At 73.8% G+C, this 21,377-nt stretch carries 20 protein-coding genes; 12 read left to right on the top strand and 8 right to left on the bottom strand.

Annotated features, from left to right (window positions below; all coding sequences use genetic code 11):
- From ACH45N_RS13240 to ACH45N_RS13230, 3 genes are all read right to left on the bottom strand, one after another.
- Window positions 1-939 (bottom strand): SDR family oxidoreductase, encoded by a 939-nt coding sequence (locus ACH45N_RS13240; protein WP_397394493.1) that lies wholly within the window; start codon window positions 937-939, stop codon window positions 1-3.
- Window positions 936-1,844 (bottom strand): oxidoreductase, encoded by a 909-nt coding sequence (locus ACH45N_RS13235; RefSeq protein WP_397394491.1) that lies wholly within the window; start codon window positions 1,842-1,844, stop codon window positions 936-938. Before ACH45N_RS13235 ends, ACH45N_RS13240 begins: the two co-directional genes overlap by 4 nt.
- A 190-nt stretch (window positions 1,845-2,034) precedes the next feature.
- Window positions 2,035-3,096, bottom strand: a complete 1,062-nt coding sequence (locus ACH45N_RS13230; RefSeq protein ID WP_397394489.1) for an LLM class flavin-dependent oxidoreductase — start codon at window positions 3,094-3,096, stop codon at window positions 2,035-2,037.
- Between the two features lie 126 nt (window positions 3,097-3,222).
- On the opposite strand from ACH45N_RS13230, the gene ACH45N_RS13225 reads away from it, so the two are divergent.
- Both ACH45N_RS13225 and ACH45N_RS13220 read left to right on the top strand, forming a co-directional pair.
- Window positions 3,223-3,702, top strand: a complete 480-nt coding sequence (locus ACH45N_RS13225) for a GNAT family N-acetyltransferase (RefSeq protein WP_397394487.1) — start codon at window positions 3,223-3,225, stop codon at window positions 3,700-3,702.
- 149 nt (window positions 3,703-3,851) lie between these two features.
- The gene (locus ACH45N_RS13220; RefSeq protein ID WP_397394485.1) at window positions 3,852-4,670 is read left to right on the top strand and encodes a metal-dependent hydrolase; all 819 of its coding nucleotides are present in this window, start codon (window positions 3,852-3,854) and stop codon (window positions 4,668-4,670) included.
- 75 nt (window positions 4,671-4,745) lie between these two features.
- Here the strand turns inward: ACH45N_RS13220 and ACH45N_RS13215 are convergent, their stop codons facing one another.
- Complete coding sequence (locus ACH45N_RS13215) at window positions 4,746-6,557, bottom strand: hypothetical protein (protein WP_397394483.1); 1,812 nt, start codon at window positions 6,555-6,557, stop codon at window positions 4,746-4,748.
- Window positions 6,558-6,974: 417 nt separating this feature from the next.
- Here ACH45N_RS13215 and ACH45N_RS13210 point away from each other — a divergent pair, with 417 nt between their 5' ends.
- The 4 genes from ACH45N_RS13210 (at window position 6,975) to ACH45N_RS13195 (ending at window position 13,829) form a co-directional block, all read left to right on the top strand.
- A complete protein-coding gene (locus tag ACH45N_RS13210) occupies window positions 6,975-7,994 on the top strand; it encodes a hypothetical protein (protein WP_397394481.1) in 1,020 nt (339 codons plus the stop codon).
- Between the two features lie 108 nt (window positions 7,995-8,102).
- Window positions 8,103-10,412: a serine/threonine-protein kinase gene (locus tag ACH45N_RS13205; RefSeq protein WP_397394479.1), complete on the top strand. Its 2,310-nt coding sequence runs from the start codon at window positions 8,103-8,105 to the stop codon at window positions 10,410-10,412.
- Between the two features lie 776 nt (window positions 10,413-11,188).
- On the top strand, window positions 11,189-12,169 hold the full coding sequence (locus ACH45N_RS13200) for a hypothetical protein (RefSeq protein ID WP_397394477.1): 981 nt from the start codon (window positions 11,189-11,191) through the stop codon (window positions 12,167-12,169).
- 487 nt (window positions 12,170-12,656) lie between these two features.
- Window positions 12,657-13,829 (top strand): serine protein kinase RIO, encoded by a 1,173-nt coding sequence (locus ACH45N_RS13195; RefSeq protein ID WP_397394475.1) that lies wholly within the window; start codon window positions 12,657-12,659, stop codon window positions 13,827-13,829.
- Window positions 13,830-13,863: 34 nt separating this feature from the next.
- Here ACH45N_RS13195 and ACH45N_RS13190 read toward each other — a convergent pair whose 3' ends face one another.
- Window positions 13,864-14,334: an Lrp/AsnC family transcriptional regulator gene (locus ACH45N_RS13190; RefSeq protein WP_397394473.1), complete on the bottom strand. Its 471-nt coding sequence runs from the start codon at window positions 14,332-14,334 to the stop codon at window positions 13,864-13,866.
- Window positions 14,335-14,393: 59 nt separating this feature from the next.
- Between ACH45N_RS13190 and ACH45N_RS13185 the strand changes: the two genes are divergently transcribed.
- A complete protein-coding gene (locus ACH45N_RS13185) occupies window positions 14,394-15,521 on the top strand; it encodes a trans-sulfuration enzyme family protein (protein ID WP_397394471.1) in 1,128 nt (375 codons plus the stop codon).
- Between the two features lie 106 nt (window positions 15,522-15,627).
- Window positions 15,628-16,023 carry a hypothetical protein gene (locus ACH45N_RS13180; protein ID WP_397394469.1) on the top strand — a complete coding sequence of 132 codons (396 nt, stop codon included), beginning with the start codon at window positions 15,628-15,630 and terminating at the stop codon, window positions 16,021-16,023.
- 48 nt (window positions 16,024-16,071) lie between these two features.
- On the opposite strand, the gene ACH45N_RS13175 is transcribed toward ACH45N_RS13180, so the two are convergent.
- On the bottom strand, window positions 16,072-16,731 hold the full coding sequence (locus ACH45N_RS13175; RefSeq protein WP_397394467.1) for a GNAT family N-acetyltransferase: 660 nt from the start codon (window positions 16,729-16,731) through the stop codon (window positions 16,072-16,074).
- Window positions 16,732-16,883: 152 nt separating this feature from the next.
- Here ACH45N_RS13175 and ACH45N_RS13170 point away from each other — a divergent pair, with 152 nt between their 5' ends.
- Together ACH45N_RS13170 and ACH45N_RS13165 are read left to right on the top strand one after the other, a co-directional pair.
- Window positions 16,884-17,534, top strand: a complete 651-nt coding sequence (locus tag ACH45N_RS13170; RefSeq protein WP_397394465.1) for an SRPBCC domain-containing protein — start codon at window positions 16,884-16,886, stop codon at window positions 17,532-17,534.
- The gene (locus tag ACH45N_RS13165) at window positions 17,535-17,993 is read left to right on the top strand and encodes an ArsR/SmtB family transcription factor (RefSeq protein ID WP_397394463.1); all 459 of its coding nucleotides are present in this window, start codon (window positions 17,535-17,537) and stop codon (window positions 17,991-17,993) included. It abuts the gene before it with no gap.
- Between the two features lie 16 nt (window positions 17,994-18,009).
- On the opposite strand, the gene ACH45N_RS13160 is transcribed toward ACH45N_RS13165, so the two are convergent.
- On the bottom strand, window positions 18,010-19,125 hold the full coding sequence (locus ACH45N_RS13160; RefSeq protein ID WP_397394461.1) for a glycerophosphodiester phosphodiesterase family protein: 1,116 nt from the start codon (window positions 19,123-19,125) through the stop codon (window positions 18,010-18,012).
- A 331-nt stretch (window positions 19,126-19,456) separates the two neighbouring features.
- Between ACH45N_RS13160 and ACH45N_RS13155 the strand changes: the two genes are divergently transcribed.
- A complete protein-coding gene (locus tag ACH45N_RS13155; RefSeq protein ID WP_397394459.1) occupies window positions 19,457-19,921 on the top strand; it encodes an HtaA domain-containing protein in 465 nt (154 codons plus the stop codon).
- A 16-nt stretch (window positions 19,922-19,937) separates the two neighbouring features.
- Here ACH45N_RS13155 and ACH45N_RS13150 read toward each other — a convergent pair whose 3' ends face one another.
- Window positions 19,938-20,912 carry an aldo/keto reductase gene (locus ACH45N_RS13150; protein WP_397394457.1) on the bottom strand — a complete coding sequence of 325 codons (975 nt, stop codon included), beginning with the start codon at window positions 20,910-20,912 and terminating at the stop codon, window positions 19,938-19,940.
- A gap of 52 nt (window positions 20,913-20,964) precedes the next feature.
- Here ACH45N_RS13150 and ACH45N_RS13145 point away from each other — a divergent pair, with 52 nt between their 5' ends.
- Window positions 20,965-21,324 (top strand): MerR family transcriptional regulator, encoded by a 360-nt coding sequence (locus ACH45N_RS13145; RefSeq protein ID WP_397394455.1) that lies wholly within the window; start codon window positions 20,965-20,967, stop codon window positions 21,322-21,324.
- Window positions 21,325-21,377: the final 53 nt, after the last annotated feature.

Genomic DNA, 21,377 nt, shown 5'->3' with positions numbered 1-21,377 from the left:
CTAGCTCCGGGCCGCCGGCAGGGCCGTGGACGTGACCTCCTGCGCGACGGCCCACAGCCGGGCCCCCGTCGCGTCGTCCCGCATGCGCCGGTTGAGCAGTGCCCGCCGCGGCGGCCCGGCCAGCCCGTACCGGGGCCCGTAGTACGCCCCCTGGACGACGTCGTGCCCGGTGGCGGCCACCAGCAGCGCGCCGACGCCGTCCTCCGGGTCTGCCATCGGCAGCAGCCCGCTCCCCCAGCGCACCGGCTCGTCCTTGCCCATGCTCGGGCCGGTGACCTGGAGGTTCGTGCGCGTCAGGCCGGGGTGGGCGGCTGTGCTGACCAGCGGCCAGCCGCGGCGTCCGGCCACCTCGGCGAGGTGCCGCGCGAGGTGCAGGTCGGCCAGCTTGGACTGGGCGTAGGCGGGCAGCGGCCGGTACTCCCGACGCTCCCAGTCGAGGTCGTCGAAGTCGATCCGGCCCTGGTTCGCGGCGTACGAGCACATCGTGGCGACGCGCGGCGCGGGTGCGGCCAGGAGCAGCGGCAGCAGCAGGTTGGTCAGCGCGAACGGGCCCAGGAAGTTGGTGCCCCACTGCAGCTCATGGCCGTCGGCCGTCGCGTACCGCTCCGGCGGGATCGAGATGCCCGCGTTGTTGACCAGCGTGTCGAGGTGGCCGGCGTCGCGCCCGAGCCCGTCGGCGAAGGCCCGGACCGACGCGAGGTCGGCGAGGTCGAGCACCCGCACCTCGGCCCGGGCCTCCGGCCACGCCGCCCGGATCTCCGCCAGCGCGTCGGCCCCCTTCGCCGGGTTGCGCACCGCCAGGACCACCCGGGCGCCGGCGGCCGCGAACCGCCGCGCGGCCGCACGACCCGTACCGCTGTTGGCCCCCGTGACGACCACGGTGCGCCCGGTCTGGTCCGGGACGGGCACCCGCCTGCCCCCGAGCACGGCGCCGGTCACCGGGCCGGGACCGTGGTCGACGTGATCTCCTCGGCGACGGACCAGAGGCGTGCCGCCGTCGCGTCGTCCCGCATGCGCCGGTTGAGCCGCGCCGGGCGGGGTTCGCCGACGAGGCCGAACCGCGGCCCGTAGTAGGCGCCGGACGGGGCGCCCGGGTCGGCGGCGGCCAGCAGGATCGAGCCGGCCCCCTCCGGGGCGTCCATCGACGGCAGGAGCGAGCCCGGGGACCAGCGCACCTGCCGTTCCTTGCCCATGCTCGGTCCCGTGACCTGGAGGTTGGTCCGGGTGAAGCCGGGGTGCGCCGCGGTGCTCACCAGCGCCCAGCCCCGGCCCGCGGCCAGGTGCGCGAGGTGTCGGGCCAGGTGCAGGTCGGCGAGCTTGGACTGCCCGTAGGCGGCCCAGGCCCGGTAGGGGCGGCGCTCCCAGTCGAGGTCGCCGAAGTCGATGGTCCCCCGGTTGGCCACGCCCGAGGTCATGGTGGCGACACGCGGCGCGGGCGCCGCCAGGAGCAGCGGGAGGAGCAGGTTGGTCAGTGCGAACGGGCCGAGGTAGTTGGTGCCCCACTGCAGCTCGTGGCCGTCGGCCGTCTCGTACCGCTGGGGCGGGACCATCACGCCCGCGTTGTTCACCAGGGTGTCGAGGCGGTCGAGGTCACGCCCGAGCCCGTCGGCGAAGGCCCGGACCGACGCGAGGTCGGCGAGGTCCAGCAGCCGCACCTCCGCCCGTGCGTCGGGCCGGGTCGCGAGGACCTCGGCGAGGGCGTCGGCGCCCTTGTCCGGGTTGCGGACGGCGAGGATCACGTGGGCGCCGGCGGCCGCCAGGCGCTGGGCGGCCTCGCGGCCGGTGCCGCTGTTGGCGCCGGTGACGACGACGGTGCGGCCGGTCTGGTCGGGCACGGTGTACATGGGGCTCCTCGGGTCTCGGTGCCGGTGTCGGCTCCGGTGTGGGGACGGGGCAACCAACCAGTTGGTTGACCACTTCCACTATGCACCCGCTCCCCCGCCGGGACAAGCCCGGGCAACAAGAAGGGGTGCCGGATCCTCGGATCCGGCACCCCGTGCCCTGCTCGGTCGTGCCGTCCGGCACACGGCGACGTCAGGCGCCGAGCGCGCCCGCCACCAGCTCCAGCGTCTGCGAGCGCCCGAACGTCGCGTCCAGCGGCTCGTCGTCGCGCGATCCGGCCACCGGCACGAGCATGACTTCCTCGACGCCGTGCCGCTCGGCCAGTCCCCGCACCTCGGCCGCCACGTGCTCGGCGTCGCCGATCAGCCAGCGGGTCCGCATCGCCTCGATCGACTGGGCGATCATGCCGTCGGCGGGCTCGTCGGCCGAGGCGCGCAGCGCCTCCTCGACGGTCTCCAGCGGCCCGAGCTTCTGGCCGGAGCGCAGCCGGGCCATCTGCCGCAGCTGCGGCAGGGCGCGGTCGTGGGCCTCGTCCGCCGTCGGCGCGGCCACCGCGTTGACCGTGACGAACGTGCGCGGCTCCGGGTGCTCCGGCGAGGGCCGGTAACCGTCCCGGTAGAGAGCCAGGATCTGGTCCATGCCCTGTCCGGAGAAGTGGTTCGCGAACACGTACGGCAGCCCGAGCTCGGCGGCCAGGCGCGCCGAGTAGTCGCTGGAGCCCAGCAGCCACACGGTCGGCACGCTGCCGGCGGCCGGCGTCGCGCGCACGTCGTAGATGTCACCCGAGACCAGCCGCAGGCGGGCGCCGTCGGGCCCCATCAGGCTCAGGATGTCGGTGACGTGCTGCGGAAAGCGGTCCACGTCCGCCGTCGGACCCGTGGCGCGCAGCAGGGAGGTGACCACGGGGTCGCTGCCCGGGGCGCGGCCGATGCCGAGGTCGATGCGGCCGGGGGCCACGGCCTCCAGCGCCGCGAACTGCTCCGCGACCACGAGCGGGGCGTGGTTCGGCAGCATCACGCCGCCCGAGCCCACCCGGATGCGGGAGGTCCGCGCGGCCGCCGCGGCGATCATGACCGGCGGCGACGAGGCGGCGACCGCCGCCATGTTGTGGTGCTCCGCGAACCAGTAGCGCTCGTAGCCGAGCCGGTCGGCGAGCGCCGCCAGGTCGAGCGAGGCCGACAGGGCCTGGGCGCTGGTCTGGCCCGAGCGGACGGGCACGAGGTCAAGGACGGACAAGCGTGGCTGGGTGTTCATCGCCTTGGTCAACCGTCGCGGGGTCCGGCGTGTTCCTCGGCCGCCACCCTTTACCAGTTCTGTACCGGTTTCGGTATCGCGGGAGGTCATGGCGCCCACCCCGGTCTGCCTGACATGATCACGTGCGTGTCTGTTGATGTGCGTCCTGCGACCGACGAAGACGTCGACTTCGTGGTCGACCTGTTCCGCCAGTACCTGCGGTTCTACGAGCAGGAGGTACCCGACGCCGAGGCGCGGGCCTACCTGACCGCCCGCCGCGACGCGGGCGACAGCGTGCTGCTCGTCGCGGAGGTGGCCGCGGAGGGCGGCGACCCGGCGGAGCCCGCCCAGGTGGTCGGGTTCGCCCAGAGCTACCCCACGTGGTCGTCGGTGAGCCTGAGCCGGTCGTGGGTGTTGAACGACCTCTTCGTCGCCCCCGGGGCCCGCGGGACGGGCGCGGCGCGCGCCCTGGTGCAGGAGACCTGCCGCCGCGCGAAGGACGCCGGCGCCATCCGCGTCTCGCTGGCCACCGCGTGGGACAACGTCGCCGCACAGGGCCTGTACGAGTCGGAGGGCTTCGTGCGCGACCAGCACTTCCACCACTACGCGTACGTGACGGGCGCCTGACCGTACCGAGGCACGGCACGCGCGGCGTGCTCCTCCAGCTCTGTGTCGGTAGCCCGCGCTAGGGTGTGCCCCGGCCAGGAACGACCTGGTCAGAAGGCCAAACTGCCGATTCGGGGTGACCCCCGGGAACTGGAGCGCACACCACCATGATGGGAGGCAACCACGCCGCGACGGGAGCCGCGGCCTGGGTAGCGGTCACGGCGTCGACGCCGATCGCGTTCGGCTGGTACCCCGTGACGGACGCCGGCGTCGTCGCCGGCGCCCTCGTCTGTGCGGGAGCCGCGCTCCTGCCGGATGCCGACCATCACTCCGGCACGATCGCGAACTCGCTCAAGCCCGTCTCGAACGCCGTGGTCAAGGTCATCGAGACGGTCTCGGGCGGGCACCGCAAGGGCACGCACTCGATCCTCGGCATCGCCGTGTTCACGGCCATCGCCTGGGGGCTCAGCTTCCTGAGCATCGACACGGGCAACGAACAGGTCGGCGCCATCCTGATCGGGCCGGGCATCATGTGCGTGCTGCTGGTCGCGTTCGCGCTCAAGGCGCTGAAGATCACGCGCGACACGAAGATCCTGCCGTGGACGACGTCGATCACGCTGGCGGTGCTCATCGCGATCTTCGCGCCCGAGGAATGGTTCTGGATGCCGTTCAGCGTGGCGCTCGGCTGCACCGTGCACATCCTGGGCGACATGATCACGACCAACGGCGTGCCGCTGCTGTGGCCGCTGAAGTTCCGCAGCCCCCGCTGGATGCGCGACGGGCGCGGCCTGGAGCTCGACATGATCTGGCGCTCCGGCGGCAACCTGTCGCTGCCGATCCTGGGCGACGCCGGCTCGGTCCGGGAGTGGATCTTCCTCATCCCCGTCTCGCTGTACGCCGTCGTCGGCATCGTGTGGGCGCTGCTGAACGAGATGGGCTACGACACGATGGCGGTCTGGTACCAGTTCCTCGGGCTCTTCCCGGCCTGAGCCGCCCGGAACGACGACGACGTCCGGCCCCCCGCCCGCTGACGGGCGGGGGGCCGGACGTCGTTCGAGGCTCGCTTACAGCCCGCCGGCCACGGCGGCGCCCGCGGCCAGCCAGGCGCGCCGCGTCTCCGGTCGCAGGGCGCCGTACCGCAGGTGCCCGTCGACCATGGCCGGGTCGAACGGGATGGTGACGACCTCGCGGGCCAGCGCCCGGTACCCGTCGGCGACCTTCTCCAGCTCACCCGACGACTCCTTGGGGTCGGCCTGGCTCACCACGACCACCGACTGCTGCGCCAGGTACGCCGACCGGCCGTCGCGGGTGCCGAGCGCCTCCAGCAGCAGGGCCCCGGCCTCGGCGTGGTCGTCGCGTGTCGTGGTGGCGACCACGAGCTGGTCGGTCAGGTCGATCATCCGCTGCCACATCGGGTCGGACTCGTCGTTGCCGGAGTCGATGAGGATCATCCGGTAGTACTTCGAGAGCACCGAGTGGATCGCGTCCACGTCCTGCGGCTCGATGCGCTGCTCGTTGGCCATCGCTATCGGCTTGGACCGCAGCACGTCGAACCGGTCGCGCGTCTGGTGGTGCACGTAGCGCGCGAGGTCGGCCGCCTGCGCCGACGGGCCCAGGAGGCGGTCGGTCTGCGGCAGCAGGTCCAGCAGGGTGGACTCGTGCGGGCCCTGCTCGGTGCGCCAGCCCAGGGTGCCGCGGGTCTGGTTGTTGTCCCACGTGACCACGCCCGCGCCGCCGAACTGCGCGAAGACCGCCGCGAGCAGCACCGTGGACGGCGTCTTGCCTGCGCCGCCCTTGCCGTTGACCATCGAGATGGTGCGGGGGCCGGGCCAGTGCTGGCTCACCGCCCGCTCGTCGGCCCGCTCGGCCCGCTCCGACTCGCTCGGGCCCACGCGGATGCCCATGCGGGTCAGCATCCCGCGGAAACCCTGCGTGGCCGGGTCCTCGTCCTGCTGGTGCGTGAGGAACGACTGCCGCGCCTCGCGGCGCGAGCGTGGTGCGTCGCCCTCGACCACGCGCGTGGGGCCGGACGGCGGCGTGGAGAGCCCGTCGTCCGGACGCGTGTGGTCGGCCGCGGGCGTCCCGGTCACGGGTGCCCCGGTCGCGGGCGCCGGGCGCGGGCTCGCGAGGTCGCCGGGCATGCCGCCCGGGACGCCGTCGGGGCTACCGCCCGGGAGGTCCTGCGCCGCGTTCTCGCGGACCCACTCGGCGACGTCCTGGTCGCCGGCCGCGTGCGCGCCCTCGGACGGAAGAGGGATGGTGGGCGCGACGCCCGGGGCCGGCAGGTGCTCCGCGGGATCCGGCGCGAACGCCGAGGCCTCCGGCGAGAACGCCGGGGGTTCCTGGACGGACGGCGCGCCGACGCCGTTCGACCCCTCGGGCGCCCGCGGGGCGCGGCGCACCGTGTCCGTGTCGATCGGGTCGGCCGGCTCGGCCGGGGTGTCGCCGTTCGGGGGCAGGTCCGCGACCGGCACGCCCTCGAACGCGGAAGCCGGGATCGTTCCCGGCCCGGCCGCCGACTCGGACAGAGGCTCCGGCTCGGACCGAGGCTCCGGGAGCGGCTCGGGCAGCGGGGAGGCGGACGGCGCCTGCGTCGGCGACGTCGCCGACGCGAGCTCGTCCTCCTCCGGCACCACGGTCCCGTCCGGGTGCACGATCAGGTTCCAGAGCCCCTCCGGGCCGGTCGCGGAAGCCCGCACGGGCCGGCCGATCTGTACGGCGTTCTCCGTCACCCGGCGCAGGACCTCCACCCGTGCCTCCTCCAGGCTGCCGGTGGCGATCGGATGGAACGTCCCGTCGATCGTCACCTCCCCGGAGCCGTCCTCACGGACGATCGCGTCGATCCGAGGCCAGCGTGGCACGGTGTCAGAGCTCATGCGTTTCCTCCGAAGTTCCTGGGCAGGCGGCATAGCGTGGGTTCGCCCCCGAGAGCAAGCGTCGGCCATGATCGGCCCGCTGGCCACCCCAACGGGGCATTCACCCCACCTGGTAGGTTCTCGCGCAAACAGGTGTCGAAACCGGGACCACAACCGAGGAGCCCTTGCGTGTCCGACGAGCCCACCCGCCGAATTCCTCCGGCGGCCGACCCGACGCAGATCCAGCGACCACCGGCTCGTCCGGGACAGCCAGGCGCTCCGTCATCGTATGACGCGACCCAGCGGATCAGCGCATTCGCACCGGGTGACGGCGCCGGACAGCGGGTCCCGGGCAACCGGGGTGGCTCCCCCGTCGACGAGTCGACGCAGCTCATGCCGCCGCCGCGCGGTGCCTCTCCGATCGACGAGTCGACGCAGGTGATGCCGCCCCCGCGCGGCGCCTCCGCCGTCGACGAGTCCACGCAGCTCCTGCCCCCGGCGGGCGCGCAGCGTGACTACCGGTCGGCGACGCCGCCGCCCGCACGGCCGTACCGGCCCTACGAGACCGAGCAGCCCACGCAGGTCCAGGCCCCCGGCGCCTTTCCGGGCGAGCCCGGCTACGGGCAGGGCCAGCAGGGGTACGGGCAGCAGCCCGGCTACGGACAGGGTCAGCAGGGATACGGGCAGACCGCGGCATACGGCCAGCCGGGCCAGGCCGGGCAGCAGGGGTACGGGCAGCCGGGCCAGCAGGGCTACGGCCAGCCGGGCCAGCAGGGTTACGGGCAGCAGGGCGGCTACCCGGGCCAGCAGCAGGGGCAGGCCGGCCCGCCCAACCCGTTCGAGCAGGGTTTCGGCCCGCAGTCCGGCCAACCGACGCCGCAGCGCCGCAGCCGCGACGACGACTCCGGCGGGGGCGGCGCGACGGCGGGCGCCGTCCTGGCGTGGATCCCGCGGATCCTGCTCGCGCTGAGCGTGTACCAGCTGATCCGGCTGATCCCCGGGTTCGACGTCATGCCCGACGTCTCGCAGTTCCCGTTGTTCCGCGGGATCGGCGACGGTGTGCTCGGCATGCTCAACCTCGACCCCGAGTGGTCGGACCAGGCCGCGAACATGACCATCCCGGTGCTCGGGATCGCGCTCGCAGGCCTGTTCAACACGATCCGGTCGCTGAACACGTCGCTGGCGATCTGGCCGTACGGCCTGGCGATCGTCGCCTGGATCGTCGTGTTCGCCGTCGGGGGCATCGTCGGCTACGCCCAGGACGCCACCGAGAACGTGAAGCAGGACGTCCAGGACACGGTGGACCAGGAGATCGAGGACGCCAAGCAGGACGCGAAGGACTCGGTGCAGGAGGAGATCGACAAGAGCGTCGAGGACGCCCAGCAGAACGCGACGGACAGCGTCGAGGAGAGCATCGGCGACCAGCTCGAGAACGCCCTGCCCGGCGGGAACGGCTGACCGGGTCAGGTCACGGGTCGGGCACGCCGACCCCGGTGGGCGGCGGGACGCTGATAGCGTTTCTCACGTCCAACCGGTCGTTCCGGTGCGCTGCTGAGGAGTCCTTGCTTGTCCGACGAGACCACCCGCATGACGGCCGCACGCCCTGCCGGACCGCCGGTCGGGGGTGGCGACCAGACCGCCGTCGTGCCGACGCCGTCCACGCGGGCGGCGCCGCCGCTGCCCGCGCCCACGCGGACGGTCCCACCACCCACCGCGCCCACGCGGGTGGTGCTGCCCACCGGGCCGTCCGGGGGCGGCGTCGGTGGCGGTTACACCGGTGGCGGGTACACCGGCTCCGGGATGCCCGGCGGCGTGCCGCGGATCCCCGCGACGGGCGAGGTGCTCGGGCCGTTCCAGCTCGGTGACTCCCTCGGCCACGGCGGGTTCGCGCACGTGTACCGCGCCACGGGCCCGGGCGGCGAGGTGGCGCTCAAGGTGCTGACCAACACCGAGTCGGGCTCGCTGGACCGGTTCGTCGGCGAGGCGGCCCTGCTGGAGCGGCTCGCCGGACGCGGTTTTCCGCAGCTCGTCGCCGCCGGGCTCGACGCGCCCACGCCGTGGTTCGCGATGGAGCTCGTGCCGGGGCCCACGCTGTCCCAGCGCCTGGCGGCCGAGGGCCCCCTGCCGGCGCACGAGGTGCTGCGCGTGGCCGACGACGTGCTCGACGCCCTCGCCGTGCTCCAGGAGGAGCACTTCCTGCACCGGGACGTGAAGCCGGCCAACATCATCGCCGCGCCCGACCGGTACGTGCTCATCGACCTCGGCATCGCCAAGGGCCACGGCACCACGACGTCGACGCACGCGGCGGGCACCATCTCGTACATGGCGCCCGAGCTGTTCGTGCGCAAGCCGCACGCCCGCTCCGACGTCTACAGCCTGGGCCTCCTGCTCATCTTCCTGGCCACGGGCGAGCTCCCCAACGACCTCAACTTCGCGGGGCGGGACCTGACGGCGGCCGACGTCGGGCCCGTGGACCAGCGGCTGCTGCCCCTGATCCTGGCCATGACGCGGCACCGGCCCGAGGACCGCCCGCCGCTGCACAACCTGTCGCGCACCGTGGCCCAGCTCGCCACGGACAGCGCCCGGCTCGACCCGGCGCTGCTCGCCGCGGCGGGGGCCACCACGGTCGAGCGCGGCCTGGTGACCGAGGTGCTCACGGGCAGCACGGCGGCGGCCACCGTGGCGCCCACCAGCGTGCTCGCGAGCAACCCCGTGCAGCCGGGCGAGCCCATGACCAACCTGGTCTACGACCAGCAGCTCATGGGCCGCCTGCACCAGGTGCACGGCGACGGGTTCGACGGCGCGGCCGAGGAGGTCATCTCGACCTACCTGGCCGCCGTCGGGCCACAGCGGGCCGGCGGGCGCGCGCCCGCCGAGATCAAGGACTACCTGTGGGCGGCGATGCGGTGGGCCCCGGCGTTCACGCCCGAGGGCTACTCCGACACGTTCGACGGCTGGGCCGCCTACCGGCAGCGTCACGGCCTGCCCTTGCCCGGCACCCCCGGGGCGACCACGCCTCGCCGGCACACCAGCAGCGCGCCGCGGGTGGCACAGGCCCCGCAGCAGGCGACGCAGGTCGCGCCGTCGTTCCGCCCGGGGTCGGCAGCGACGGCCGCCCGGACGGCGCCGGCGCCGGTGCAGCAGCCCGTGCAGACCGGCACGCAGCCCGTGCAGCGGCCGACGGGGCCCGTACAGCCGCCCGTGGTGTCCGAGCCGCCTGTGCAGCACCGGCCCTCCGCGCCGCAGCAGCCGCCCGCACCGCAGCGGCCGACAGGGCCGGTGCAGCCGGCCGCGGGGCTGTCGCGGCGGGACGCCCAGGACTCCCGCGACGAACGGAGTGCGCGCGCCGACCGGAGCTCCGGCGGCGGCATGGGCGCCGTGGCGACGATCCTCGGCTGGATCCCGCGGATCCTGCTCGCGATCGCGCTCTACCAGCTCGTGCGCCTGATCCCGGGCTTCGACGCGATGCCCAGCGCCGCCGAGCTGCCGCTGTTCGCCGCGCTCGGCGACATCACGGTGGCGACGCTGAGCCTCGACCCGGAGTGGGCGCCGCGCATGGCGGAGCTCTCCATCCCGCTGCTCGGCATCATCGCCGCGGCCCTCGTCAACCTCGTGCGCGCGGTGCGCTCGCGCCGCGGCGGCCGCACCTGGCCGTTCTGGCTGGTCGTCGTGGTGTGGGTCATCGTGATCGCGGTGCAGGGCGTTGTCGGCTACGCGCAGCAGGTCACGCAGGACGCGCGCGACTCGTTCCAGGAGCAGCGCGAGCAGATCCAGGACGACCTCGAACAGGGTGTCCAGGACACGACCGAGGACGTCCGCGACTCGATCTGGCAGTCCTTCGAGGACGCCCTCCCCTGGAACTCGAACGAGGGCTGACAGTCCCAGCGTCGGCGCAGCAGTGCCGGGGGCTGCGGCGTCAGGGCCGGCGGCGGCGGGCGTAGCGGTGTCAGGCGTAGCGGCGGCGTCGCCGTCGGGGCCGGCGGCGACGGGGCCGGCGGCGTCGGGGCTGGCGTCGTCGAGGCTGGCGGCGTCGAGGCCGGCGGCGGCAGGCGTAGCGGTGTCGGGCGTAGCGGCGTCGGGCGTAGCTGCGTCGAGGCCGGCGGCGTAAGGCGTAGCGGCGTCAGGGCAGTGACACAGAGGGCCGCGAGGTCGGCAGTCCCCCTGACATTGGGCTCGGCGGTCGGCAGTTTGCCGCGCAGAGTCGGCAGTCTGCGTCGAGGTCGGCACAGGTCTGTGCCGACCTCGACGCAGACTGCCGACATCGCAGGAGTGTGCCGACCTCACAGGATCGTGCCGACGTCGCGAGAGAGTGCCGACGCCACAGGGTCGTGCCGACGTCGCAAGAGAGCGCCGACGCCACAGGAACGTGCCGACGTCGCAAGAGAGCGCCGACGCCACAGGAACGTGCCGACATCGCAAGAGAGCGCCGACGCCACAGGAACGTGCCGACATCGCGAGAGAGTGCCGACCTCACAGGATCGTGCTGACGCCGCGGGGACGTCCCCGCATCAAAGTTGTCCCAGCCGGCGACAGACCCTCCCGACGAGGTCGCAGGCGTTCGAGCGCGACCACATGCGCTGCGACGTCGTACCTGTGCACAGCTGCTGTCACCGGAGGGGACGCGCCCCGCGCGCCCGGCGCACGCTCGTCCCATGACCACCACCTCACCCGCCCCCGTCGTCGACATCCCCTCCGTCCTGCTCGCGAGCGAGCGCGACCGGAACAAGCTGGCCGAGGCCCATCGCCGGGGCACGCTCGTCAGGGTGCGACGCGGCGCCTACTGCGAGGCGGGGGCCGTCCAGGTCGGCGGCCCCTCGTCGGCGCCTCGCGAGAAGCGGATCAAGGAGCTGGCCCGGGCTCGCGCGCTGCACTCCCAGCTGCGCTCCGACCATGTCTTCAGCCACACGACCGCGGCCCTGCTGCTGGGCTGCCGGGTCTGGACGGTGCCCGACACGACGCACGTCTACCAGCGCTCCCGGGCCTCGGGCCGGTCCGCGAAGGACGTCGTCCGGCACCGGGGAAAGGTCCCGCCCGCGGACGTCGCAGCGGTCGACGGCCTTCCGGTCACCTCGGTCGAGCGCACCGTGATCGACTGCGCCCTCGCACTGCACCCGCTGGAGGCGCTCGTCATCGCCGACTCCGCCCTGGCGCTCGGCGCCGACCGTCAGCTTCTCCTCAAGATGATCGACGCCCGGGCCGGCCGCCGCGGGGTCCAGCAGGCCCGGCTGGTCGTCGAGCTCGCGGACGGCGGCTCGGGATCCGCCTGGGAGACCTGGGTGCGCTACGAGATCCTCCGTGCGGGCCTACCCAGACCCACGACACAGATGCCGGTGCAGACCGAACGCGGTCTGTTCCACACCGACCTCGGGTACGAGCAGTGGGGGCTGGGCATCGAGTTCGACGGCCTGGTCAAGTACCGGCCCGACGGCGTCCGCCCTGGTCACGACCCGGCCGCCGAGTACATGCGCGAGAAGAACCGGGCCGAGGCCATCCGCCGCGCCGGCATCACCCTGGAACGCACGAGCGCCGCCGACCGCGCCGACACCCGGACGATGCTCGCCAGGATCACGGCCCACCTGCCGCCCGACCTGGTCAGACGGGCTCAGGCCAACCCGCACCTCCCACCTGCCTGAGGCCTGCCGGCCAGCCGGCCACCCGGCCACCCGGAGGTCGGCAGTTTGCCGCGCAGAGTCGGCAGTCTGCCGCGCAGAGTCGGCAGTCTGCCTCGAGGTCGGCACAGGCCTGTGCCGACCTCGACACAAGCTGCCGACGTCGCAGGAAGATGCCGACCTCGCGGGAAGGCGCCGACGTCGCGGGAAGGCGCCGACCCCGAACACGCCGACCCCGAACACGCCGGCCTCGAATAATCAGGTGCGCCCCGTCCGGCGGGCGTGACATGCTCCTCGCACGGTCATCGGGTCTACCCCTGAGGCGCTCGCTGACCGGCCAGCTCATCAGGTAGGAACGGCTCCGGCACGTGCGTTCGAGCACGGTGCGGACAGGAAGGAGGCAGTGATGGACGACGTCGTTCGCGCGGCTGCCTTCGCGGCAGCAGACGCCACTGTCACCAGGAGCTCCCGGGACTGAACCGGCGATGCTCCAGCATCAAGGAGCACCGACTTGCCCCGTTTTCCCGAAGCACCGAAGTCCGTCCTCATCCAGGCAGCAGCCGGGAGAGGCGGCACGAAGTACAACAACCGGTCGGCCGACGACGAGCGCCGGCCCGCCCGCGGCGTGCGGGTCGGCCGCGAGGACCTGGAAGGCCCCTACCCGGGCACGTTCGACACCGGCGATCTCGAGTCCGACCAGCTCGGTTCCGAGGCGTTCGAGCAGGACGGCATGGTCCAGGACGGCGCCGGCCGGCACGCGTCCGGCGTCGTCCCGCACGCCCCTGACGACAACCACGACCACGATGACAACCACGAGACCGATCCCACCCAGCCCGGTCCCGGGCAGCGCTGGTCCACCTGGCGCTCGGTCGCCAAGGGGGCGCGCGGTCCCGAACCGCTGCCGGAGTGGGTGGTCACCCGGGACGCCGCGATCGACACCGAGCTCGGCATCCTCAAGACCGGCAAGGAGGCCGACGCGTTCCTCGTGGAGCGCGCGGTCCCGGCGGGTGCGGACGCGTCGTCGGACGGCGGACCGGACCTGACGCTCGACCAGCCGGCCACCCGCTGCCTGCTGGTCGCCAAGCGGTACCGCAGCCTGGAGCACGGGCAGTTCCACCGCGGGTCCGAGTACACCGAGGGCCGCACCGTCCGGCGCACGCGCGACCAGCGCGCCATGGAGGACCGCAAGTCCGCCTGGGGCCGCGCGGTGTCGGCCACCCAGTGGGCCGACGCCGAGTTCATCGCCCTGCGCGAGGCCTGGTCGGCGGGTGCGCCCGTGCCCTACCCCGTGCAGATCGACGGGACCGAGGTGCTGATGGAGTTCATCGGCACCGAGGAGACGGACGACCTGGGCCGCACCCAGGCGGTCGCCGCGCCGCGCCTGACCCGGGTGCGCCCGTCGGACGACCTGCTGGAGTCGTACTGGGAGCAGCTCACGCACGGCATGTCCGTGCTGGCCCGGCTCGGGTTCGCGCACGGCGACCTGTCCCCGTACAACATCCTGGCCCACGGCGAGCGGCTGGTCATCATCGACCTGCCGCAGGTCGTGGACCTGGCGGCCAACCCGTTCTCGAGCGACGTGCTGCTGCGCGACTGCCGCACCGTGTCCGACTGGTTCGTCGCGCGCGGGCTGGACGTCGACCCGGACGCCCTGTTCGCCGACCTGCTGGCGCAGGCGTTCTGACCGAGCCGGTCCGGTCACTCCGCCGACGGTCCGGTCACTCCGCCGGGGTGACCGGGCCGCAGGTCCAGGACGAGAACACCAGGTCGGTCTGCACCCGGCCCACCTCGCCGCGCGCGGTCAGGTCGAGCACGAGGCGCTGCAGCTCGTCGGTGTCGGCGCAGGCCACGTTGATCAGGAAGTCGTCGGGCCCCGACACGTGGTGCACGGCCCGGGTCTGCGGCAACCGCCGCACCCACTCGACGAACGGCCCCAGCAGCGGTCGTGAGTGCGTGGTGAGCCGCACCATGAGCATGGCCTGCAGCCCGCGCCCGACGGCGGCGGGGTCGATCGCGGCGTGGTATCCGCGGATGACCCCCGCGTTCTGCAGCCGCTGGACGCGCGCCAGGCAGGTCGACGGCGCGACGCCGACCCGCTGCGCGAGCGTCTTGTTGGAGAGACGCCCGTCGTTCTGCAGCTCGATCAGGAGCGCCCGGTCCACTGAATCCAGGAGCACGTTCTGGGTCATGGGCCGAATATCTAGCACGCCGCGGCGCCGTCGGACAGCGCGAATGCCGATAGTCACCCATGAGCATGCATTCCTGGACCACGCGCGCCGTCCACGCCGGCAAGGACGACCTCGCCGCGCTCGGGCTCCATGCCCCGCCGATCGACCTGTCCACCACCTATCCGTCGCACGACGTCGTCGCGGAGGCCGCGCGCCTGGACGAGTTCGCCGAGGGGCACGACGACGGCGGTCCGCCCGTCTACGGCCGCGTCGCCAACCCGACGGTGCGTCGCTTCGAGAACGCCCTGGCCGAGCTCGAGGGGGCGGAGGCCGCGGTCGCGTTCGCGAGCGGCATGGCCGCACTGTCGGCGTGCCTGCTGACGCAGGTCGCTGCGGGCCGCCCGCATGTCGTCGGTGTACGGCCGCTGTACGGCACCACCGACCACCTGCTCGACTCCGGGCTGCTCGGCACCTCGGTGACGTGGGCGTCGCCGCAGGACGCGGCATCGGCCATCACGGGCCGGACCGGGCTCGTGGTCGTGGAGAGCCCGGCCAACCCCACGCTGGACGAGGTGGACCTGCGCGCCCTGACCGACGCCTGCGCGCCGGTGCCCGTGCTGGTGGACAGCACGTTCGCCACGCCCGTGCTGCAGCGTCCGCTGGAGCAGGGGGCGGCGATGGTGCTGCACAGCGCGACGAAGTACCTGGGCGGGCACGGCGACGTCATGGGCGGCATCGTCGCCTGCGGCGAGGAGCTGGCCCGGTCGCTGCGCCAGGTCCGGTTCGTCACGGGCGCCATGCTGCACCCGATGGCGGGGTACGAGCTGCTTCGCGGCCTGGCGACGCTGCCGGTGCGGGTGCGCGGGGCGGCGGCGACGGCAGCGGAGCTGGCCCGCCGGCTCGGGGAGCACCCGCGGGTGACCCGAGTGCACTACCCGAGCATCGGCGGGGCGATGGTCTCGTTCGAGACCTCCGCCGACCCGGTGGCGCTGGTCTCGGCCGTGCGGCTGATCACCCCGGCCGTGAGCCTGGGCAGCGTGGACAGCCTGATCCAGCACCCGGCGTCGCTGACCCACCGGATCATGGACGAGGTGTCCCGCAAGGAGGCGGGCATCTCGCCGGACCTGGTGCGCTTGTCGGTCGGCCTGGAGGACGTCGACGACCTCTGGACGGACCTGTCCCAGGCCCTGGCCCACGCCACCCGCTGACCCCTCGTTGAGTGCGGGCTATTTGTTGCTCCCACACGTTCGGAGCAACAAATAGCCCGCACTCAACGAGGTGGTGGGGCGGGCGGCGGGCACTTAGCGTGTGGGCATGACCAGCACCCCGTACGACCGCGACGACCTGCTCGCGTTCCTCGTCGGCTATGGCGTCGCGCTCGGAGCGGGCGACCTGGACGCCCTGACCGACGGCCTCGCCTACCCGTCCGTGATCATCGAGGCCGACCGGTCCGTCGTGGTGCCCGACGCCGAGGCCGCGCGCAGCAGCCTCGGCGGCATGCTCGCCTCCCGCCGGGAGGAGGGACTGGTCGCCGCCGTGCCGGAGATCAAGGCGGTCGAGCAGGTGGGCGACGCGCTCCTGTGGGTCGACGTGCGCTGGAGCTTCAAGGACGAGAACGCCTCGGAGGCCGCGGCGGACCGGGCGCGCTACCTCGTGCGCCGGGGCCGGGACACGTTCGAGCTGTGCGTGGTCGTGCCGGTCGAGGAGTAGGTCCCCGGGCGGCGGGGTGCCGGACGGCGGAGCGCTGACGCCGCGCCCTCAAGCTGCGGCGATCTCCCGCCGCATGTGCCAGCGGGTCAGCCTGCCGCTCGTTGCGTCCGTCGGTCCGAGCCGGTCGAAGCCCGCACGCTCGAACATCCCGACCGTGCCGACGAACGCCGCGCTCACCGGGACCCGGCGCCCGGCCTCGGGCTCGACGGGGAAGGCGTCCAGCGCCGTCGCGCCGTGGGCCGCGGCGTAGTCGACCCCGGCGTCGAGCAGCGCCCGCGCGACCCCCTGGCGGCGGAAGCCCGTGCGCACCGTCACGCACATGAACACCCAGGTGGTGGGCCAGGACTCCGGCTCCCCCACCGGCAGCACGCGGGACCGCTGCAGCGACCGGGCCGCCGACCGCACCGAGAAGCCGAGCCAGCCGGCGACCTCGTCGTCGCCTGCACCGCCGCTGCCGGCGCCCTCCCCCACACCCGCGCCCGCCCCCGCGCGGCCGAGGTAGGCGAGCATGCCCGGCGCGGGCTCCTCCGCCGTGAGCGCGCGCAGCCGGGCGCCGCGCGTCGTGACGTCCTCCTTGGCCGGCGCCCGCCAGTGCATGCACCAGCACGCCTGCTCGCGTCCGCTCGGGTTGAGGACGCGCGCGACGTCGTCGAACCGGTCGGCCGTGGCGGGCACCACCACGATGCGGGCCTCCGGGATCTGGGCCATGTTCGGAACCTACTCCGCCTCACCGACACCCGCGGCGCGATGCGCTTGGCACACTTTTTCGCGCGGGTTCCCACTGGCACGCGGACCAGCACTGTTGCGCGCCCGGCCCGCGTGTGGCATAACATAAGTACCCGCTTATACAAGGAGAGATCATGACCAGCACCAGCACCATCGACCCGGTCGCCACCGCCGGGCTCACGACCCGCGAGGTCCGCGACGGCAGCCGGGACGGCACCCCGACCAAGATCGCGGTCGCCCGCCGCACCTACGACGCCGACCGGGACGACCTCTGGAACGCGCTGACCTCCGCCGAACGCCTCCCCCGCTGGTTCCTGCCGGTCAGCGGCGAGCTCTCCGTGGGCGGCCGCTACCAGTTCGAGGGCCAGGCGGGCGGCCTGGTCGAGCGCTGCGACGCCCCCGAGAGCTTCGACATCACCTGGGAGTTCGGCGGCCAGGTCTCCTGGGTCACCGTCTCGCTGCGCCCCGCCGACGGCGGCACCACGCTCGAGCTGGTGCACGAGGCTGTGGTCGACCCCGACTTCTGGACCCAGTACGGCCCCGGCGCCGTCGGCGTCGGCTGGGACCTCGCCCTCCTGGGGCTCGGCCTGCACCTGGCCACGGGCTCCACCAACGACGCCACCGAGTTCGAGGCGTGGACCGTCTCCCCCGTGGGCGTCGAGTTCGTGCGGCTGGCGAGCACCGGCTGGGCCGACGCCGCGATCGCGGGCGGGGACGACGCCGACGCCGCGCGGGCCGCCGGCGCGCGCACCATCGCCTTCTACACCACGCAGCCGGAGGCCTGAGTGCCCGCCGCCGCCCGGTTCCCCGGCGGCGAGGCGGAGGACGGCGCCGGCCGCGGGCAGGACGGCGCGCTCGACGCGGCCCGGGCCGGGGTGTTCGAGGCGCTCGGCGACCCGGTCCGACGTCGGCTGCTGGAGCTGCTCGTCCCGGGCGAGCAGCCCGCGGGCGCTCTGGTCGGCGCGCTCCAGGCGCGGGTCAGCATCACGCAGCCGGCGGTCTCCCAGCACCTGAGGGTGCTCCGCGAGGCCGGGCTCGTGCGGGTGCGCGCCGAGGGCACGCGCCGGCTCTACTCCGTGGACGATGCCGGGACCGCCGCCGCCCAGGCCTGGCTCGCCCGCTTCGAGGACACCTTCGCCCAGCCGCTCGACGCCCTGGCGACGGAGCTGGCCCGCGGACGCCGCGAACGCCGTCGGGCAGCCCCTGGCACCGGAGCCGGCGAGCACGACACGGCCGCGGGCTGACCCGCGGCCGCGCCCGTCAGTACCGCTTCGGGAGCTTGAGGTGGCGCTCCGCCATGATCGTGCGCAGCAGGTCCGGCCGGTCGGTGATGAGGCCGTCGACGCCGATGTCCATGAGGGACTCGATCGTGGCGCGGTCGTCGACGGTCCACGGGATCACGTCCAGGCCGGCGCGGTGCGCGGCGCGGACGAGCTCGGGCGTGGTGAAGGGGACGTAGCCGGGGTCGGACACGCTGCCGCCCTGCGGGTCGCCGTGCACGGGCGAGACGGCGTCGGCGCCGAACGAGTCGGCCGCGGCGACGAACTTCTGCTGGACCGAGCCCGGGAAGTCGTCGATGTCCAGGCCGCCGAGCCATGGCGACGCGCCCTCGACGCCGACCTGGAGGAACTGCTGGCCGTTGGTCAGGGCCACCAGGCCGAAGCGCGGCTCGACCTCGCTCATCCGCATGAGCGAGCCCCAGTCGAAGCTCTGGATCGTCACCTGGTCGACCAGGCGGGCCTTGCGCACCTCGCGGGCGACGACCTGCACGAACTGCTCGCGCGGCGCCGTCTGCTCGGGCGCGCCGGCCTCGACCTTGGTCTCGATGTTGAGCATGACCTGGTGCGCCCGGTGCCGGTTGACCAGCGCCAGGACCTCCGACAGCAGCGGCATCCGCTCGCCCGGGTGCAGCTCCTGCCCGGGGAACTGCGGCTGGCGCAGCGAACCGCAGTCCAGGGTGCGGACCTGCGCGAGCGTGAGGTCCTTGATGTACGTCCTGGTGGGCACGTAGGGGAACTCGGGGTCGCCCGGGAACGCCGGCTCCGTGTCGACGCACTTGGCCGCGCTCGGGTCGCGGTCGTGGGTCACGACGGCGTACCCGTCCTGCGTGATCTGCACGTCCAGCTCGAGCGTGCTGACGCCGAGCGCGAGGGCGTTGTCGAACGCCGGGAGCGTGTTCTCGACGGTCAGGGCGATGCCGCCGCGGTGGGCCTGCAGGTCGAAGGTGCGGTCGTGGTGCGCGGCCGCGCGTGCGGTGTCGGCGGTGTCGGCGGCGTCGGCGGACAGGGCTGACGCCGGTGCGGCGACACCCAGGGCCAGTGCGCCCGCGAGAGTCACGGCGAGAGCCGCGGTGCTGCGGGGTGAGAGGGTCTTCATGGGCCCGAGCCTGGACGGGTCCGGTGGCCGGAGCAAGGCCCGCCGCCGTCGGCCCGGCGACGCCCCCGTGAACGCACGGCGACCCGCACACCGGACCGCTCCGCAGGCGTGACCCGCTCCGCAGGCGGGGGCACGCGGACACACGGGTCGCACCGGGCAACGCCTGCTCCGCCGAGCAGGTAACGCCGAGCGAGCATCGCTAGCAGAGCGTTACCTCCCCGGACGGCACACGTCTTCCGGACGCGCGCTCCCGGCGGGCGCGTCGGCCGACCTGCCGCGCGACGTGCCGAGCAAGGCACGACGAATCCCCAGGTGGGAGTACCGTTCTCGGGTGGCTCATCTGGACTGGGAGATCAAGGCAAGCCTGCTGATGTACGTGATGGGGGCGCCTGGCGGCCGCATCGTGCAGGACGACGCCGTGGGCGGCAGCGGCGCCTCGTTCCACTTCCCGCTCGACCCGGCACGCACCCCCGACCCGTCCCCCGAGGGCACGTCGTTCGGGTTCACGGGTTCTGTGGTGTTCATCGGGCACTTCGGCTCGTTCGTCGGCGAGGTCGCGGACATCGAGGTCGTCGCCCCGGCCGACGGCGACCCCGACTGGACCATGTCCATCCGGGACCGCGACGCGGACGTGCGCACGGTCGCGTTCCGCCTGGCGGGCGCCCCCGAGCGGTCGGACGACGGCGCGCGCCTGACCTGGCGGCAGGTCGAGCTCACGGAGGACGGCGCGAAGCTCTGGGGCGGCAGCTACCCGGTGGCGACGCCCTTCGAGCCGCTGACGATCGACCTCACCTGACCCCTTCGCCGAGTGGTCAGGAGGCGGGCGGGGTGACGTCTACCTCGCTCAGGCGGGTTGCCTGGTCGGCCGTCAGGGGGAGGGTCATGGCCGTGACCGCCGTGGTCAGCTGGGTCGGCTTGCTGCCGCCCAGCATCGGGTGGATGCCGCGGGCCGCCAGCCAGGCGAGCACCACCTGGCCGCGGGAGGCGTCGAGCTCGGCCGCGACGTCGTCGAGCACGGCGAGCCGCCGCGTGGTGCCCGGGTGGTCGAAGACCTCGGGGATCGGCTTGGCCGGGTTGTCGTACGCGCCGGACAGCAGCGGCGTGTAGGCCCAGACGTCCAGGTGCTCGACGGCGGCGAGGTCGACCAGCTCGTCGTCGAGCCAGCCGCACCGGTGGTTCCCCGTCAGCGTGCCCGGCCGCGGCTGGAGGTAGCTGTAGGCGTGCTGCACCGCGCTGAACGGTTCCTCGCCCTGCCCGACGGCGTGCCGCCGGGCCCGCTCGACCCGCCACGCGGGGTGGTTCGAGGTGCCGATCCGGCCCACGAGACCGTCCGACACGAGGGCGGCGCAGGCCTCCGCCGTCTCCTCGACCGGGACCGAGCGGTCCTCCATGTGGGCCCAGGCCAGGTCGACGCGGTCGGTGCCGAGCCGGCGCAGGCTGCGGGTGAGCTGCTCCCGGACCGCGGCGGCCGAGAGGCCGGTGCGGGAGGCGGGCCAGTCGGCGGCGTCCCGCGGCTCGGCCCCGAACTTGGTGGAGAGCAGCACGCGGTCGCGGACGCCGGGGCGCGCGGCGAGCCAGCGGCCGAGCACCTCCTCGCTCTGCCCGCCGTAGCCGGACTCGCTCGCCCAGAAGGAGTAGCAGTCGGCGGTGTCGATCCAGCGGCCGCCGGCGGCGACGAACTGGTCGAGCAGCGCGAACGACGTGGCCTCGTCGACGGCGGTGCCGAACATCATGGCGCCGAGCACCAGGCGGGCGGCGGGCGGGGTCTCGTGGAGGGTGGTGGTCATGAGAGCAGCGAAAACCCTGGAGCGCGCTCCAGGTCAAGGGCAGGATCGGAACATGGTCACGTACTCGCCCGCGCAGGCCGCCGAGGTCTCCGGTTTCAGCATCGACACGCTGCGGTACTACGAGCGCGAGGGCATCCTGCGGCCCATCGCGCGGACGTCGGGCGGGCACCGCACCTACACGCAGGACGACCTGGGCTGGCTCGACCTGGTGCACTGCCTCCGGGACACCGGCATGCCGATCGCCGACCTGAAGCGGTATGCCGAGCTGTCGCTCGACGAGGCGACGCTGGCCGCGCGGGTCGCGCTGCTGGAGGAGCACGACCGGCGGGTGCAGGAGTCGATCGACGCCCTGCGCGCCCAGCAGGACCGACTCCGGGAGAAGATCGCCTGGTACCGCACCCAGGGTGTGTGAGCCGGGGTGCGGCGCGGCGGTGGACTTTAGTCCGCTCGGCGAAGGTCCGCTGG

The sequence above is a fragment of the Promicromonospora sp. NPDC019610 genome (assembly GCF_044389365.1).
In the GTDB taxonomy this organism is placed as follows: domain Bacteria; phylum Actinomycetota; class Actinomycetes; order Actinomycetales; family Cellulomonadaceae; genus Promicromonospora.
The sequence above is the reverse complement of the archived record's forward strand: the minus strand, read 5'-3'. Positions and strand labels throughout refer to the sequence as shown.

Coding starts and splice junctions, on each gene's coding strand:
- ACH45N_RS13235 (WP_397394491.1), bottom strand. CDS start 1,844: ATGTACACCGTGCCCGACCAGACCGGCCGCACCGTCGTCGTCACCGGC.
- ACH45N_RS13230 (WP_397394489.1), bottom strand. CDS start 3,096: ATGAACACCCAGCCACGCTTGTCCGTCCTTGACCTCGTGCCCGTCCGC.
- ACH45N_RS13220 (WP_397394485.1), top strand. CDS start 3,852: ATGGGAGGCAACCACGCCGCGACGGGAGCCGCGGCCTGGGTAGCGGTC.
- ACH45N_RS13215 (WP_397394483.1), bottom strand. CDS start 6,557: ATGAGCTCTGACACCGTGCCACGCTGGCCTCGGATCGACGCGATCGTC.
- ACH45N_RS13200 (WP_397394477.1), top strand. CDS start 11,189: ATGACCACCACCTCACCCGCCCCCGTCGTCGACATCCCCTCCGTCCTG.
- ACH45N_RS13190 (WP_397394473.1), bottom strand. CDS start 14,334: ATGACCCAGAACGTGCTCCTGGATTCAGTGGACCGGGCGCTCCTGATC.
- ACH45N_RS13185 (WP_397394471.1), top strand. CDS start 14,394: ATGAGCATGCATTCCTGGACCACGCGCGCCGTCCACGCCGGCAAGGAC.
- ACH45N_RS13180 (WP_397394469.1), top strand. CDS start 15,628: ATGACCAGCACCCCGTACGACCGCGACGACCTGCTCGCGTTCCTCGTC.
- ACH45N_RS13175 (WP_397394467.1), bottom strand. CDS start 16,731: ATGGCCCAGATCCCGGAGGCCCGCATCGTGGTGGTGCCCGCCACGGCC.
- ACH45N_RS13170 (WP_397394465.1), top strand. CDS start 16,884: ATGACCAGCACCAGCACCATCGACCCGGTCGCCACCGCCGGGCTCACG.
- ACH45N_RS13160 (WP_397394461.1), bottom strand. CDS start 19,125: ATGAAGACCCTCTCACCCCGCAGCACCGCGGCTCTCGCCGTGACTCTC.
- ACH45N_RS13150 (WP_397394457.1), bottom strand. CDS start 20,912: ATGACCACCACCCTCCACGAGACCCCGCCCGCCGCCCGCCTGGTGCTC.
- ACH45N_RS13145 (WP_397394455.1), top strand. CDS start 20,965: ATGGTCACGTACTCGCCCGCGCAGGCCGCCGAGGTCTCCGGTTTCAGC.